Genomic DNA, 13986 nt, shown 5'->3' on the forward strand with positions numbered 1-13986 from the left:
ATATTCTCGGAATCGACGACAGGCTTTCTGGTTAGCATCTTCTTTTATACGACCCTGTTTTACCTAAATGATTGGCTTACAAGTCACCTGACATTTGGGTTGGGGGTGAGCTGGATCTATCTACCCGCTGGACTTCGTTTATTTCTTACTCTCATATTTGGTTTGCCGGGAGCTTTAGGGATAGCATTCGCATCCTTTTTTATTAGTTATTTGGGGCCATTCCCCCACGAACTCACCACTTGTGTTGGTGTGGGGCTGATATCAGGCTTTGCTCCGTATTTAGCTACGATCTTTGTATTGAGTAATCTAAAAATCTCACCGAATCTGAATAACTTAAGTTTGCCGAAATTGGCAATCTGCACTTTGATCTACGCAGCTCTAAGTGCTGGCTTACATCAGTGGTGGTTTGCGATCCGAGGACTTGATGAGACTGGAAGCTTTAATCACTTCTTGGTGATGCTAATTGGTGATGTGCTTGGCACAATAGTGCTCGTTGGGTTGATTAAAGTAGGGCTCGATTTGCTGAAGCCCTCTAGGCCTGCCTAGTTAAACAGTTCGCCTAAGGCCGCGCCCGGATCGCTCGCACGCATAAATGCCTCGCCCACCAAGAATGCATTGATTTGGTGATCACGCATCAATTGCACATCGGCGCGACTCATGATGCCCGATTCGGTAACCAAGGTTTTTCCTGCTGGCACCATCGATAACAAAGATAGGGTGGTTTGAAGGGTAACTTCAAAAGTCTTCAAATTACGATTGTTAATTCCGAGCAGTGGAGTTTTTAATTCAAGGGCTTGCTCTAGCTCGGGAGCGTTATGAACCTCAACCAGAACATCTAAGCCCAGCTCATGCGCACAAGCTTCTAACTCTTTCATTTGATTGAGTTCTAAACAAGCCACAATGAGCAAAATAGCATCGGCACCGATTGCTCTAGCTTCATAGACTTGATAAGGATCGATCGTAAAGTCTTTGCGTAAAACTGGAATGCCACACGCCGCTCTTGCAGCTTGAAGGTAAGCATTCGCCCCCTGGAAATAATCTTTATCCGTGAGAACGGACAAGCAGGCTGCGCCATTTTTTTCATAAGTCTGAGCAATCTCGGCCGGCTGAAAATTTTCTCGCAAGATTCCTTTGCTGGGACTCGCTTTTTTAATCTCAGTAATCACACCAGCCTTACCTGCCGCAATCTTATTTTCGATGGATTGAATGAAGCCCCGAGGCTTTAAGAGTGGATCGCGATTATTTTCTTCAGCTTGATCACGTTGATTTGCTAAAGAGATTTTTTTTGAATCAGCGGCAACCTCAATTTTTTTGGTGGCAACAATTTTGTCGAGGATATCGCTCATGAAGATCTTAATTAGTTTTGGGTTGCGGCTACAAATTGGTCTAGCTTTTGACGGGCAGCACCAGAAGCAATAGCTGCTTGAGCCATCTGAATACCGCTAGCAATGCTTGGTGCCACATCGGCTACATACAGAACTGCTCCGGCATTGAGACAAACAATGTCACTCGCTGGGCCAGGTGTTTTATTGAGTACATCCAACACAATCGCTTTAGATTCTTCGGCGTCAGCTACCTTAAAGCTATTGGTAGGCGCGGTATTTAAACCAAAATCTTTTGGATGAATTTCATATTCACGAACTTGACCATCTTTTAGTTCGCCAACCAGAGTGGGGCCTTCCAGGGAGATTTCATCCAGACCATCGCGGCCATAAACAACAAGTGCGTGGTCCATGCCCATAGCTTGTAGTACACGCGCCTGAATACCTACCAAGTCCGCATGAAACACGCCCATGAGGATGCGCTTGGCATCAGCCGGGTTTGTAAGAGGGCCTAGGATATTGAAAATAGTGCGCACACCTAAATCTTTGCGAATTGGGACAACATTTTTCATTGCAGGGTGATGATTCGGAGCAAACATAAAGCCAGCACCAACTTCTGAAATGCATTTAGCGACTTGTTCTGGTGAGAGCGACAGTTTTACGCCTAGTGACTCCAGAATATCTGCACTTCCAGATTTGCTGCTGACGCTGCGATTGCCGTGTTTAGCAATTTTTGCCCCAGCTGCCGCTGCGACAAACATGGCGGCAGTAGAAATATTGAAAGTATGGGCGCCATCGCCACCAGTACCCACTACATCCACTAAATTTTTTCTATCTTCGACGTGTACTGGTGTCGCAAACTCACGCATCACTTGAGCGGCTGCAGCAATCTCACCAACAGTCTCTTTTTTGGTGCGCAGGGCAACTAGTAGGCCAGCCACTAAAGTTGGCGGCATCTCACCACTCATGATGAGACGCATCATTGCTGTCATCTCATCATGAAAAAGTTCACGATGTTCAATACAACGTTGTAGTGCTTGTTGAGGGGTGATTGGCATAGTGCTTATCGAGTGCTGTGAGTTATTTGGCTTGTAGGAAATTCTTCAGCAGCGCATGACCATGCTCGGAAAGAATGGATTCTGGATGAAATTGCACACCCTCCACTGCAAGTTCCTTATGGCGTACACCCATGATTTCACCATCGGAAGAAGTAGCTGTGACTTCAAGAACTGCTGGTAATGAAATCTTCTCAATGGCGAGAGAGTGATAGCGAGTCACTTTAAATGGGTTTGGCAAATCTTTGAAAACGCCAACACCGGTATGGTGGATATCATCCGTCTTGCCATGCATGACTTTCTGGGCGCGAATAATTTTGCCGCCAAAAGCTTCACCAATCGCTTGGTGTCCAAGGCAGACGCCGAGAATCGGAATCTGTCCCGCATAGCGTTGAATCGTGGCTACAGAAATACCTGCTTCAGCTGGACTGCAAGGCCCTGGAGAAATACAAATACGCGCAGGATTGATTTTGGCAATCTCTTCAACCGAAATTTCATCATTACGGAAAACTTTTACCTCTTCACCAAGCTCTGCAAAGTACTGAACGAGGTTGTAGGTAAATGAATCATAGTTATCAATCATGAGGAGCATCGAGTCCTCCTTGTACTAAATCAGCTGCCATTAATACTGCTCGGGCTTTGGCTTCGGTTTCTTTCCACTCGGCGGTAGGGTCGGAGTCTGCAACTACGCCAGCTCCAGCTTGGGAGTGCAGTACACCATCACGAATCACGCCAGTGCGAATAGCGATAGCCACATCCATATCTCCAGAGAAGGAGAGGTAGCCTACTGCTCCACCATAGACACCGCGTTTTACAATTTCCATCTCATCAATAATTTCCATCGCCCGAATTTTTGGAGCACCGGATAATGTGCCAGCTGGGAAGGTTGCGCGTAGAACATCCATATTGCTCATATTGTCTAGCAATTCGCCCTCCACAGAACTCACAATGTGCTGTACATGAGAATACTTTTCGATCGACATCGAATCAGTCACCTTGACGGTGCCTGTCTTTGCGATACGACCCACATCGTTGCGTGCTAAGTCAATCAACATGACGTGCTCAGCAATTTCTTTTGGATCGGCAAGCAATTCGGTAGCAAGACGCTCATCCTCTTCAGGGGTGGCACCACGAGGGCGTGTGCCAGCTAGTGGACGAATCGTCACAATCTTTTGGTTCTCACGTTGCTCTTGGCGCACTAGGATCTCAGGGGATGAGCCAACTACTTGCAGGTCGCCAAAGTCATAGAAGTACATGTAAGGGGATGGATTCAAAGACCGCAATGCTCGGTATAGAGCGAGAGGTGAGTCTGTGAATGGTTTACTGATGCGTTGACCGATTACCACCTGCATGCAATCACCAGCCAAAATATATTCTTTGGTTTTGAGAACAGCATTTTCAAAATCAGCTGCTTTGAACTTGCGTACCAATTCTGTTTTGGTGCTTGGTAATGACGCTGGCATGCTCACTGGTTTACTGAGGCAAGCAAGCAATTCTTTTAATCGAGCTTGACCCTTATCAAAGCTATCGACAACACTGGGGTCTGCATAGACGATTAAGTAAATACGACCTGCAACGTTATCAACCACCGCTAACTCTTCGGTGAGCATCAATTGAATATCAGGCACACCTAATTCATCTGGCAGATTGTGTTTCGCTAAACGCGATTCGATGTAGCGAACCGTGTCATAACCAAAGTAGCCAGCAAGCCCGCCACAGAAGCGCGGGAGACCAGGTTGCACAGCTACTTTGAATCGTTTGAAATAGGTATCTACAAAATCCAATGGGTTGTCATGATTGGTTTCAATCACTTTGTCATTGAAGAGCACTTCAGTGAGTGGCGCATCTGGAGTACCAACTGTTCTTAAAACAGTTTTAGCAGGCAGGCCAATAAAAGAGAAGCGACCAAAGCGCTCGCCACCCAGAACAGACTCAAGTAAATAAGTATTTTTTTGTCCAAAAGCTTGCGTGAGTTTGACGTATAGCGATAGAGGCGTCTCTAAGTCAGCTAGTACTTCTTTTACTAAGGGAATGCGATTAAAACCCTGTTTTGCTAGGGTAAGAAATTCTTCGTGCTGCATTACGCTTTTCCTGACGTCGCTAGTTCTGCGCGCATCGCTTTAATCACATCGGCATAATTTTCTTTGCCAAAGATTGCGGAGCCTGCAACAAATGTATCTGCACCAGCTTTAGCTACCTCTGCAATATTGTCGACTTTAATGCCACCATCAACTTCAAGTCGAATATGGCGACCTGTTTCTTGTTGATGGCGATCTAAGCGTGCACGTACCTGTGCAATTTTATTGAGAGTGCTTGGAATAAATGATTGACCACCAAAACCTGGGTTCACTGACATCAACAAAACCAGATCGAGCAATTCAAGGGTGTGATCGAGGTGATCAAGTGGGGTGGCTGGATTTAAAACTAAGCCAGCCTGACAACCTTGATCGCGAATCAAATTAATTGTGCGGTTCACATGAGGACTTGCCTCTGGATGAAAGCTAATTAGGTTTGCACCAGCTTTTGCAAAATCTGGAATGAGGCGGTCTACCGGCTCAACCATTAAATGCACATCAATCATCGCTGGCTTGCCATCTTTTGTTGCATGCGGGCGTATCGCCTCGCAAACTAAAGGCCCAATAGTCAGGTTCGGAACGTAATGGTTGTCCATCACATCAAAGTGAATCCAGTCGGCGCCTGCCAAGAGAACATCTTGAACTTCTTTGCCTAGGCAGGCAAAGTCAGCCGACAAAATGGAGGGGGCGATGACAAACTGGCTATTTGAGGGTGATTTCTGGCTATCCATCCCTAGATTCTAGCTTGCAGTTGGGCTTAGGATGGAGCAGAATTCGAGCATGAATCCTCATGAAATCAGCATTACGGTCAAAACCCAGTATTTGTCAGACCAGTCTGACCCCGATAACCGCCAATTTGCGTTTGCCTATACCGTCACCATTAGAAATACGGGTACGGCCAGTATTCAGCTTATTGCCCGCCATTGGTTCATTACTGACGGGGACAATGATGTCCAGGAAGTCCGTGGCTTGGGGGTTGTAGGGCAACAACCGCTTCTACGGGCGGGTGAGCAGTTTGAGTACACCAGCTGGGCTACCTTGCCTACGCCAGCAGGAACTATGCGTGGTGAGTACTTCTGCGTGACTGAAGAGGCTCAGTTTTTCCAAGCCCCAATTCCTGAATTTGCCTTGGTAATGCCAAGAACCCTGCACTAGGACCTCAAAGCGCTATTTTTTACCCTTACCGGTCCAAAGGACAATAAAGAGCAGAAGGGCTAAAGCCAGGCCGCCCTCTAATACAAACAAGATCATTGGGTATTCATCTAGTAAATTGGCAATCATGATTTCTATATCCAAATTAATAAGTCACAAGAATCCCTCGCGAATCCTTCTCTGCAGTGTATTCGTAATCAGCATTGCCAGTTTATTGACCGCTTGCTCTACGCCTTCTACTCGTGGATCTGGTTACCGGTCTAGCGGTAGCCCCCCATCTTCCTATACCTCCCCAATTGCCAGCTTTCGATCGGTTTCATGGCAAGACTTACCTGGTTGGCAAGAGGATGATTTAACTCAGGCTTGGCCAGCTTGGCTCAAAAGTTGTGATGCCCTGCGCAAACGCAATAGTGAAATTAATTGGCGCCAGGCATGTGCTCAAGCTGGTAGCGTTTCAGGCCGTGATGGACGTGCAATTCGTCAATATTTTGAGGGAAATTTCCAGGCATATGAGGTGCGTAACAGCGCTACAGGTAATGAATCTGGTCTCATCACGGGGTATTACGAGCCGGTCATGAATGGCTCTCAGACCCGCACGGCCACTTACTCTGTACCTTTATATGGCCTACCAAGCGCATGGAAAACCTCCAAGCCAAACCCTGCACCCACACGCGCAGAGTTAATGAGTTCTGGGGTGCTGCGTGGTTCGGAAATTGCTTGGGTACAAGATCCTGTAGCCGCCGCTTTTATGCAAATTCAGGGCTCTGGAAAAATTCGTTTAGAAGATGGACGCGTATTACGACTCGGCTACGCCGGCACTAATGAACAGCCATTTAAGTCATTTGCGCAGTGGTTGCTTGACCGTAAGGAAATCACGCGGAGCGAGGCAACGATGCAAGGTATTTCTACTTGGGCCAAGCGCAATCCAGGACGTGTAGAGGAAATGTTGAATGCAAATCCTCGTTTTGTGTTCTTCAAGGAGCTTCCTGGGAATGTCAGCGCAGATCTTGGGCCTAACGGCGCTTTGGGAGTGCCTTTAACTGCCGAGCGCAGCATTGCCATTGATTTGAAGGCCATGCCTTTAGGCGCCCCAGTATTTTTGAGTACAACTAGACCCTTAAGTAGTCAGGCATTACAAAAGCTGGTGATGGCCCAGGATACTGGCAAGGCCATTGTTGGCGGGGTGCGAGCGGATTACTATTGGGGATCAGGTGATTCTGCAGGTGAATTAGCCGGACGCATGAAGCAAGATGGCAAGATGTGGTTATTGTTGCCGCGCTGAACCAATCTATTTTTGAAAGAGATCGATGACTTACAACACCATATTGACTGAAGTAGATGGCAAAGTTGCTGTCATTACTCTCAACCGCCCGCAAGTATTAAATGCTCTAAATGATGAGTTAATGGATGAGTTGGGTGCAGCATTATTGAGCTTTGATGCTGATGACAATATTGGCTGCATCATTGTTACCGGCAGTGAAAAAGCATTTGCTGCTGGTGCAGATATTGCAACGATGGCGAAATATGGATTCGCTGATGTTTATCGTGGCGACTTTATCTCTCGCAATTGGGAAGAGATTAGAAAAGTGCGTAAGCCAGTGATTGCGGCAGTATCTGGATACGCTCTTGGTGGCGGATGTGAATTAGCGATGATGTGCGACACCATCATGGCGGCTGATAGTGCGAAGTTTGCACAACCAGAGGTGAAGCTGGGAATCATCCCTGGTGCTGGTGGTACGCAGCGATTACCGCGTGCAGTATCTAAAGCAAAAGCGATGGATCTAGCCTTAACGGGTCGCATGATGGATGCTGCTGAAGCCGAGCGCTCAGGCCTTGTTGCCCGCATTTTCCCTCAGGCGGATTTGCTAAAAGAAGTTAAGGCGATTGCTAAGACGATTGCAGATATGCCCTTGCTAACCGCAATGATGGCGAAAGAAGCAATTAATACCGCTTATGAAACTACGCTCTCAGAAGGTATTCATTTTGAGCGTCGTTTATTCCATTCTTGCTTTGCGACCAACGATCAAAAAGAAGGTATGGCAGCTTTTATGGAAAAGCGTCCAGCTAAATTTTCAAACTCGTAAAACTTCAGTACTCAGAGAAAATTATTTTTCTAAGAAGCGTTGAGCTAACTTAACCCAGTAGCTCACGCCAACAGGAATTAATGCGTCATTGAAGTCATAAGAAGGATTGTGGAGTTGGCATGGACCCATGCCATGACCCACTGCACGGTGATCGCCATCACCGTTCCCCAGGAATACATAGCAACCAGGTTTCTCCAGCAGCATGAATGCAAAGTCTTCTGCGCCCATCGTGGGATCGATTGAGGTATTAACGTTTTGCGCCCCAACTAATTCACTCATGACCTCGCTGGCGAACTCTACTTCTTTGTCATGATTAATTAGTGGGGGGTAGTTGCGAGAAAAACTCACTTCTGCTTGGCAGTCAAATGCACTCGATACGTTATGTGAAATTTCTCTCAAACGTTGTTCTATTAAATCCAACACTTCTATTGTGAATGTACGAACGGTTCCACCGATAAAAGCGCTATCCGGAATGACATTGCTCGTCTCGCCCGCATGAAACTGGGTAACCGATAACACCGCTGCATCTACTGGACGTTTGTTTCGGGTAATGATGCTTTGCAGTGCTTGGACGACTTGAGCTCCCGCTAGTACGGGGTCGGCACTGTTGTGTGGCAGAGCAGCATGTCCGCCTTTACCGCGGATAGTGATTTCGAAAGTATTGCTTGAGGCCATCATCGGGCCAGAGGTCACACCAAAATGGCCTTCGGCAAGTCCTGGCCAGTTGTGTAAACCAAAGACAGCATCGCAAGGAAATTGTTTGAACAATCCATCGTTAATCATTTCTTGCGCGCCAGCACCGCCTTCTTCAGCTGGCTGAAAAATAAAAATGACTGAGCCTTTGAAATCGCGATGGTTTGATAAATATTGGGCGGCACCTAAGAGCATTGCAGTGTGACCATCATGGCCACAGGCATGCATCTTGCCGGGATTCTTTGAAGTGTGTTCAAAGGTATTGTGTTCTTGTAGTGGTAGCGCATCCATATCGGCACGCAAGCCAATCATCTTGCCTTGACCTAAGTCGCCATCGAGTTTGCCAACAACCCCAGTTTTTCCTAGGCCGCGATACACCGTAATTCCCCAGCTTGAAAGCGCTTCTGCTACTAAGTCGGAAGTGCGATTTTCTTCAAAGCGCAATTCTGGATGCGCATGAATGTTGCGTCGAATCTCTTGAATGGCTGATGCGGAGTCGATGATTTCTGGAAGTAATCGCATAGCTTCATCTTATCTGAATTTACTCAGGCAGTTTTATATGCTCCGCAGCAAATCGTAAGGCCTCTATCGAGTAGGGGGCATTCTCCGGCTTCTGAAGCTGCTTAGGAAGAGTGGGAATGACGCCTAAAAAAGGCGCAAAAATTCGGTCTTTTAGGGTTTGAATATTTTCTTCTAAAAGAGGCATTTCCTCTGAAAGCGTATTCGCTACCCAGCCGGCAATCGTCAACTGGCGCGACACAATTGCTTCACACGTGAGTAGGGCGTGATTAATGCAGCCCAAACGCATACCGACTACAAGGATGACCGGTAAATCCATTGCCTGAGCGAGATCACCCAAATCTTCCTGTTCGCTTAGAGGAACTAAAAATCCACCTGCACCTTCAACAACCACCACCTCAAATTGTTGGCTCAAGGAATGTAAATCACCCAAGATGATGGAGGAGTCTAGGTAAACATCATTTTTCTTGGCAACAAGGTGTGGAGCGGCTGCCTCATCTAGAACATAGGGGCAGAGACTTGGCTCCTGAGAATTTAATCCTGACGCGATCCGTAATGTTTCTAGGTCTTCATTCAGTTTCTGACCGTTGGAGTCAATATAGGTGCCGGCGACTACAGGCTTAAAACCGATTGCGCGGCTGCCTGCCTCTCTTAGTTTCAGAATGAGTGCACCACTTAGCAAAGTTTTGCCAACTTCAGTGTCGGTGCCGGTGACAAAAAAACCAGTAGGAGTATTGATTGTCATACGTTACCTTCTACCGTTTGCTCAATGATTTTTAATTCCTGAATTAACTCACGTAAGTCATCAACGCTATGGTTTGCAGAAAAAGTAATGCGCAGGCGAGAAGTACCAACAGGAACGGTGGGCGGACGGATTGCTGGAATCCAATAGCCTGCTTCATCCAAGAGTTTAGCTACAGCTAATGCGTTGGCATTGCTTCCTAAAATGACGGGTTGAATTGGAGTGGATGAAGGCGTTTTTTCCCAGCTTGAGAAAGTCATCTCTTCGTTCCAGATCTGAATCAGTTCATTTAGTTTTTTGCGACGAGAAACACCTTCATCGCCTTCGATCAACTCAAGACTGCTGAGTAAGGTGTGAGCAATCGCCGGTGGCGTGGCTGTGCTGTAAATATAAGGACGCCCCTTTTGAATGAGCCACTCAATAAAAGGTGAGGCAGCACAAATAAACGCGCCACTGACACCAGCCGCTTTACCTAGCGTGCCGACATAAATGATTCGCTCTGAATGCACCCCTGCTTGCTCCAAAATACCGTGGCCTTGTTCGCCAAGCACGCCAAATCCATGTGCATCATCCACCATCAACAAGGCATCATATTGTTCGGCAATATGCAGGAGTTTTTCTACGGGCGCGATATCCCCATCCATGCTGAATACACCATCGACCACAATCAACTTGAGGGGGTAGGTATCTTGCTTTAGCGATTCTTCTAGTGAGTCGAGATTTTGGTGATCAAACAATGTCACCTTAGCTTTATTTTGTGCACTTGCTAAGCGAACACCATCAATCAAAGAGGCGTGATTGAGTTTGGCTGAGTAAATACTCGCTTGCCCTTGTTCAGCCAGTCTGGAAATTCCAGTAATCGCATTGATATTTGCAAGATAGCCAGTACTAAAGAACAGCGCTCTTGCCTTGGGAATATGCTTTTCCTCGCAGGCGGCCAATTTTTTTTCAAGCAAGTCATGTGCAATGCTGTGACCGCTAATTAGGTGCGATGCACCGCTCCCAACTCCATACAGTTTTGCGCCTTCCGCAAGCGCAGCAACTATTTTAGGATGGTTTGCTAGACCTAGGTAATCATTGCTACAAAACGCTTTTAGTTCTCGCTCACCAACGCGGGCCTTGGCGTCGCAGGGCGATTCGGTGGTACGTAGTTTGCGTCTGAGTAATTGCTCATCTAGTTCGGTAATCTGGTGCTCCGCCATATCGCGAGCTTTAAAGTTTGTACTCATGCCAACACCTGATTGAGTGCGCGTTGTACAGAGGCACCCATTTGCATCGTTTCCTCTGAAGAGAGAATATACGGCGGCATGACATAAATCGTATTGCCAATTGGTCTAATGAGAATGCCTTCTGCCATGCTTGCTGAAAACATATCTCGTGAAAACGTAGCTGAATTTTTTAGTGATTCAGATTTAATATCAAAGGCCAAAATCATGCCTTGCTGACGCCAATGCTCAATACGGTGATCTGCTTTTGCCCAAGAAAATGCATTGGCAAGATCTTTGCTACGTTCAAGATTTTTTTCAAGAACAGATTCAGTTTCAAAAATATCTAAACATGTAAGTGCAGCAGCGCATGCTAAAGGATTGCCTGTATAGGAATGTGAGTGTAAGAAGCCTTGTTGCATTTGATCGCCATAGAAGGCGCGATAAATTTTGTCAGTTGTCATGGAGAGCGATAGCGGAAGATAACCACCGCTGATGCCTTTAGACAGCGTCAAGAAATCCGGCCAAATTCCTGCATGTTCGCAAGCAAAAAACTTTCCTGACCGACCGCAGCCTACTGCAATCTCATCGGCGATGAGATGAATGCTATAGCGATCGCAGAGTGAGCGCACTAAGCGTAAATATTCTGGTGAGTACATCGCCATTTGTCCTGCGCATTGAACGAGCGGTTCAACAATGATGGCGGCAATATGCTGATGCTCTGCTTCTAACAACACCTCTAATTTTTTGGCAGCTTGCCTAGCGACATCATCAGCACTTTCACCAGGCTTTGCTTTACGTGCATCAGGTGAGGGCACAGTAAAAACATCTTGTAAAAGTGAGCCGTAAGCTTCACGAAAGATTGCAACGTCAGTTACTGCTAATGCGCCTAAGGTTTCACCGTGGTAACCATTTTCTAAGCAGACGAATTTTTTCTTTTGTGCTTGGTTATTCAGACGCCAGAAGTGGTGACTCATCTTCAAAGCAATCTCTACTGCAGAGGCGCCATCAGACGCAAAAAAAACGTGACCCAAATGGCCTTGAGCTAAGGCGGACAGTTTCTCGGAAAGCTCCACTACAGGTGGGTGCGTAAATCCGGCAAGCATGACGTGCTCAATTTTTTCTAGTTGATTGCTAATTGCTTGGTTGATGCGTGGATTGGAGTGGCCAAACAGATTGGTCCACCAAGAGCTAATGCAATCGAGTAGCGCATTTTCTTTGTCATCAAAGAGCCAAGCACCCTTACCCTTGGTAATGGCAATCAAAGGCAATGACTCGTGATGCTTCATCTGAGTGCAGGGGTGCCAAACGGCATCTAGGCTGCGATCAACCAGTGAGGTTTGATTTGGATCAGAAATAAGCTTCATGTTTGGTATTTGACCACTAGTTTTTCCTAATTTAGGCCTGTATCTGTTATGTTTATGCCTTGAATTGATCTATTTTCTGGAATTCGACCATGCAGGCCACCCAAACTACTGAAAAACCCCTCACCCAAGTCAAGTCTCAAAAGGATTTGCATAAAGAGGTCGACGCATCAGGCGCTTGGTCGGTGGCTCAAATTGAGGCTCTATTTGCCCTCCCCTTCAGTGAATTAATGTTCAAGGCGCAAGAGACCCATCGCGCTAACTTCCCTGATGGTGACGTGGAATTAGCTACGCTCTTGTCAATTAAGACTGGCGGCTGCCCCGAGGATTGTGGTTATTGCCCCCAGGCAGCACGTTACGACACCGACGTGAAGGCCAATAAGTTGATGGATCTGGACGAGGTGCTTGAGGCCGCTAAGGCTGCCAAGGCTGCCGGATCTAACCGTTTTTGTATGGGTGCCGCTTGGCGGGAACCCAAAGACCGCGATATTGAAAAAGTCACCGCCATGATTAAGGGTGTGAAGGCCTTAGGCCTTGAAACCTGCGCCACCCTAGGGATGCTAGAGGCTAATCAGGCTCAAGCCCTTCAGGAGGCCGGCTTAGACTTCTATAACCACAATTTGGATACCAGCGAGGACTTCTATCGCTCAGTCATCTCTACTCGGGGATATCAAGACCGTTTAGATACGATTTCTAATGTACGTGCAGCCGGCATGTCAGTGTGTTGCGGCGGTATTGTGGGTATGGGTGAGTCCCGTGAACAGCGTGCGGCGTTCTTGGCACGTTTGGCCAATTTAAGCCCGTATCCAGAGTCCGTTCCAATTAACCACCTGGTTCCTGTTGCAGGTACCCCATTAGAAGATCAGAAGCCCTTAGATCCGCTGGAATTCGTCAGAACCATTGCTGTAGCTCGTATCACGATGCCACGTGCACGAGTGCGTTTATCAGCTGGTCGACAGGAGCTTGGCAGGGCAGTTCAGGCCATGTGCTTCCAGGCTGGCGCAAATTCTATTTTCTATGGTGAGCAACTACTCACTACCGGTAATCCCGAGGCAGAACAAGACCGAGAGCTTTTGGCTGAGTTAGGTTTGAAGACTAAGCAAAGCTGCAAAGCAGAGGTTTTGGTCTAGTTTTTACAAGCCTATGGCGCTAATTGATCGCTTCATTATTGAGTTTGATACAGCCTTGCGCTCGGTAGTTGGGGGTGCTCATGCTCATCGCCCAACTCCAGGTTCGGATGTTCAATCTACTGCTTTGCTAGATGTCAAAGAGCGAGAGCACGCTGCTGGATTAATGCGTGTAAATCATGTGGGTGAGGTTTGTGCCCAAGCTCTCTATCAGTCGCAAAAATTAGTGGCCCGTAATCCTGAAATTCGACAGATGTTGGATCACTCTGGCCAAGAGGAAATGGACCATTTAGCTTGGTGCGAAACACGCCTTCAAGAGCTAGGCTCGCACACGAGTTATCTCAATCCAATTTGGTATGCAGGATCCTTTGCAATCGGCTTGGCTGCTGGCTTAGCGGGCGATAGGTGGAGTCTTGGATTTGTTGCTGAAACAGAAAAACAAGTAGAGAATCACCTCGAAAGCCATCTCCAAAAATTGCCTGCAGAAGATGAGCGTTCTCGAGCTATTGTTGATCAAATGCGCATTGATGAAATCGAGCATGGACAAGCTGCAATTTCTGCTGGTGGTGCGGTCTTGCCGGAGCCGATTCAGAAGCTAATGCAGGCGATGTCAAAAGTCATGACGAGCACTGCTTACAAAATCTAGTT

At 47.0% G+C, this 13986-nt stretch carries 15 protein-coding genes; 6 read left to right on the plus strand and 9 right to left on the minus strand.

Features of this window, described 5'->3' with window-relative positions; translation table 11 throughout:
• Nucleotides 1–210: 210 nt before the first annotated feature.
• Complete coding sequence (locus tag ICN25_RS09920; RefSeq protein ID WP_255536642.1) at nt 211–546, plus strand: hypothetical protein; 336 nt, start codon at nt 211–213, stop codon at nt 544–546.
• Here the strand turns inward: ICN25_RS09920 and trpC are convergent.
• Genes trpC through rpe form a run of 5 tightly spaced genes read right to left on the minus strand, consistent with a single transcriptional unit; the run spans nt 543 to nt 5183 of the window.
• Nucleotides 543–1346 (minus strand): indole-3-glycerol phosphate synthase TrpC, encoded by an 804-nt coding sequence (gene trpC / locus ICN25_RS02330; RefSeq protein WP_216178812.1) that lies wholly within the window; start codon nt 1344–1346, stop codon nt 543–545. The genes ICN25_RS09920 and trpC overlap by 4 nt on opposite strands.
• A gap of 11 nt (nt 1347–1357) precedes the next feature.
• Nucleotides 1358–2380, minus strand: coding sequence for an anthranilate phosphoribosyltransferase (gene trpD / locus ICN25_RS02335; protein ID WP_216178813.1), 1023 nt, complete (start codon nt 2378–2380; stop codon nt 1358–1360).
• A 22-nt stretch (nt 2381–2402) separates the two neighbouring features.
• Nucleotides 2403–2969 (minus strand): aminodeoxychorismate/anthranilate synthase component II, encoded by a 567-nt coding sequence (locus tag ICN25_RS02340; protein WP_216178814.1) that lies wholly within the window; start codon nt 2967–2969, stop codon nt 2403–2405.
• A complete protein-coding gene (gene trpE / locus ICN25_RS02345) occupies nt 2953–4458 on the minus strand; it encodes an anthranilate synthase component I (protein WP_216178815.1) in 1506 nt (501 codons plus the stop codon). The genes ICN25_RS02340 and trpE overlap by 17 nt, the downstream gene beginning before the upstream one ends.
• Complete coding sequence (rpe, locus tag ICN25_RS02350; RefSeq protein ID WP_216178816.1) at nt 4458–5183, minus strand: ribulose-phosphate 3-epimerase; 726 nt, start codon at nt 5181–5183, stop codon at nt 4458–4460. The genes trpE and rpe overlap by 1 nt, the downstream gene beginning before the upstream one ends.
• A 49-nt stretch (nt 5184–5232) precedes the next feature.
• Between rpe and apaG the strand changes: the two genes are divergently transcribed.
• From apaG to ICN25_RS02365, 3 genes are all read left to right on the plus strand, one after another.
• Nucleotides 5233–5607 carry a Co2+/Mg2+ efflux protein ApaG gene (gene apaG, locus ICN25_RS02355; protein WP_215334225.1) on the plus strand — a complete coding sequence of 125 codons (375 nt, stop codon included), beginning with the start codon at nt 5233–5235 and terminating at the stop codon, nt 5605–5607.
• A gap of 211 nt (nt 5608–5818) precedes the next feature.
• Complete coding sequence (locus ICN25_RS02360) at nt 5819–6886, plus strand: murein transglycosylase A (protein ID WP_370624683.1); 1068 nt, start codon at nt 5819–5821, stop codon at nt 6884–6886.
• A 25-nt stretch (nt 6887–6911) separates the two neighbouring features.
• The gene (locus ICN25_RS02365; protein ID WP_216178818.1) at nt 6912–7688 is read left to right on the plus strand and encodes an enoyl-CoA hydratase; all 777 of its coding nucleotides are present in this window, start codon (nt 6912–6914) and stop codon (nt 7686–7688) included.
• Between the two features lie 21 nt (nt 7689–7709).
• On the opposite strand, the gene ICN25_RS02370 is transcribed toward ICN25_RS02365, so the two are convergent.
• The 4 genes from ICN25_RS02370 to bioA are packed head-to-tail and all read right to left on the minus strand — an operon-like array spanning nt 7710 to nt 12214.
• Nucleotides 7710–8903 carry a M20 aminoacylase family protein gene (locus tag ICN25_RS02370; protein WP_216178819.1) on the minus strand — a complete coding sequence of 398 codons (1194 nt, stop codon included), beginning with the start codon at nt 8901–8903 and terminating at the stop codon, nt 7710–7712.
• A 19-nt stretch (nt 8904–8922) separates the two neighbouring features.
• The gene (gene bioD / locus ICN25_RS02375) at nt 8923–9645 is read right to left on the minus strand and encodes a dethiobiotin synthase (protein ID WP_216178820.1); all 723 of its coding nucleotides are present in this window, start codon (nt 9643–9645) and stop codon (nt 8923–8925) included.
• Nucleotides 9642–10871, minus strand: a complete 1230-nt coding sequence (locus tag ICN25_RS02380) for an 8-amino-7-oxononanoate synthase (RefSeq protein WP_216178821.1) — start codon at nt 10869–10871, stop codon at nt 9642–9644. Before ICN25_RS02380 ends, bioD begins: the two co-directional genes overlap by 4 nt.
• The gene (gene bioA / locus ICN25_RS02385; RefSeq protein ID WP_216178822.1) at nt 10868–12214 is read right to left on the minus strand and encodes an adenosylmethionine--8-amino-7-oxononanoate transaminase; all 1347 of its coding nucleotides are present in this window, start codon (nt 12212–12214) and stop codon (nt 10868–10870) included. The genes ICN25_RS02380 and bioA overlap by 4 nt, the downstream gene beginning before the upstream one ends.
• Nucleotides 12215–12303: 89 nt before the next feature.
• On the opposite strand from bioA, the gene bioB reads away from it, so the two are divergent.
• A complete protein-coding gene (gene bioB, locus ICN25_RS02390; protein ID WP_216136594.1) occupies nt 12304–13341 on the plus strand; it encodes a biotin synthase BioB in 1038 nt (345 codons plus the stop codon).
• A gap of 13 nt (nt 13342–13354) precedes the next feature.
• Complete coding sequence (coq7, locus tag ICN25_RS02395) at nt 13355–13984, plus strand: 2-polyprenyl-3-methyl-6-methoxy-1,4-benzoquinone monooxygenase (protein WP_216178823.1); 630 nt, start codon at nt 13355–13357, stop codon at nt 13982–13984.
• The last annotated feature ends 2 nt before the right edge of the window (nt 13985–13986 follow it).

The organism is Polynucleobacter sp. 80A-SIGWE (assembly GCF_018882295.1).
Classification (GTDB): domain Bacteria; phylum Pseudomonadota; class Gammaproteobacteria; order Burkholderiales; family Burkholderiaceae; genus Polynucleobacter.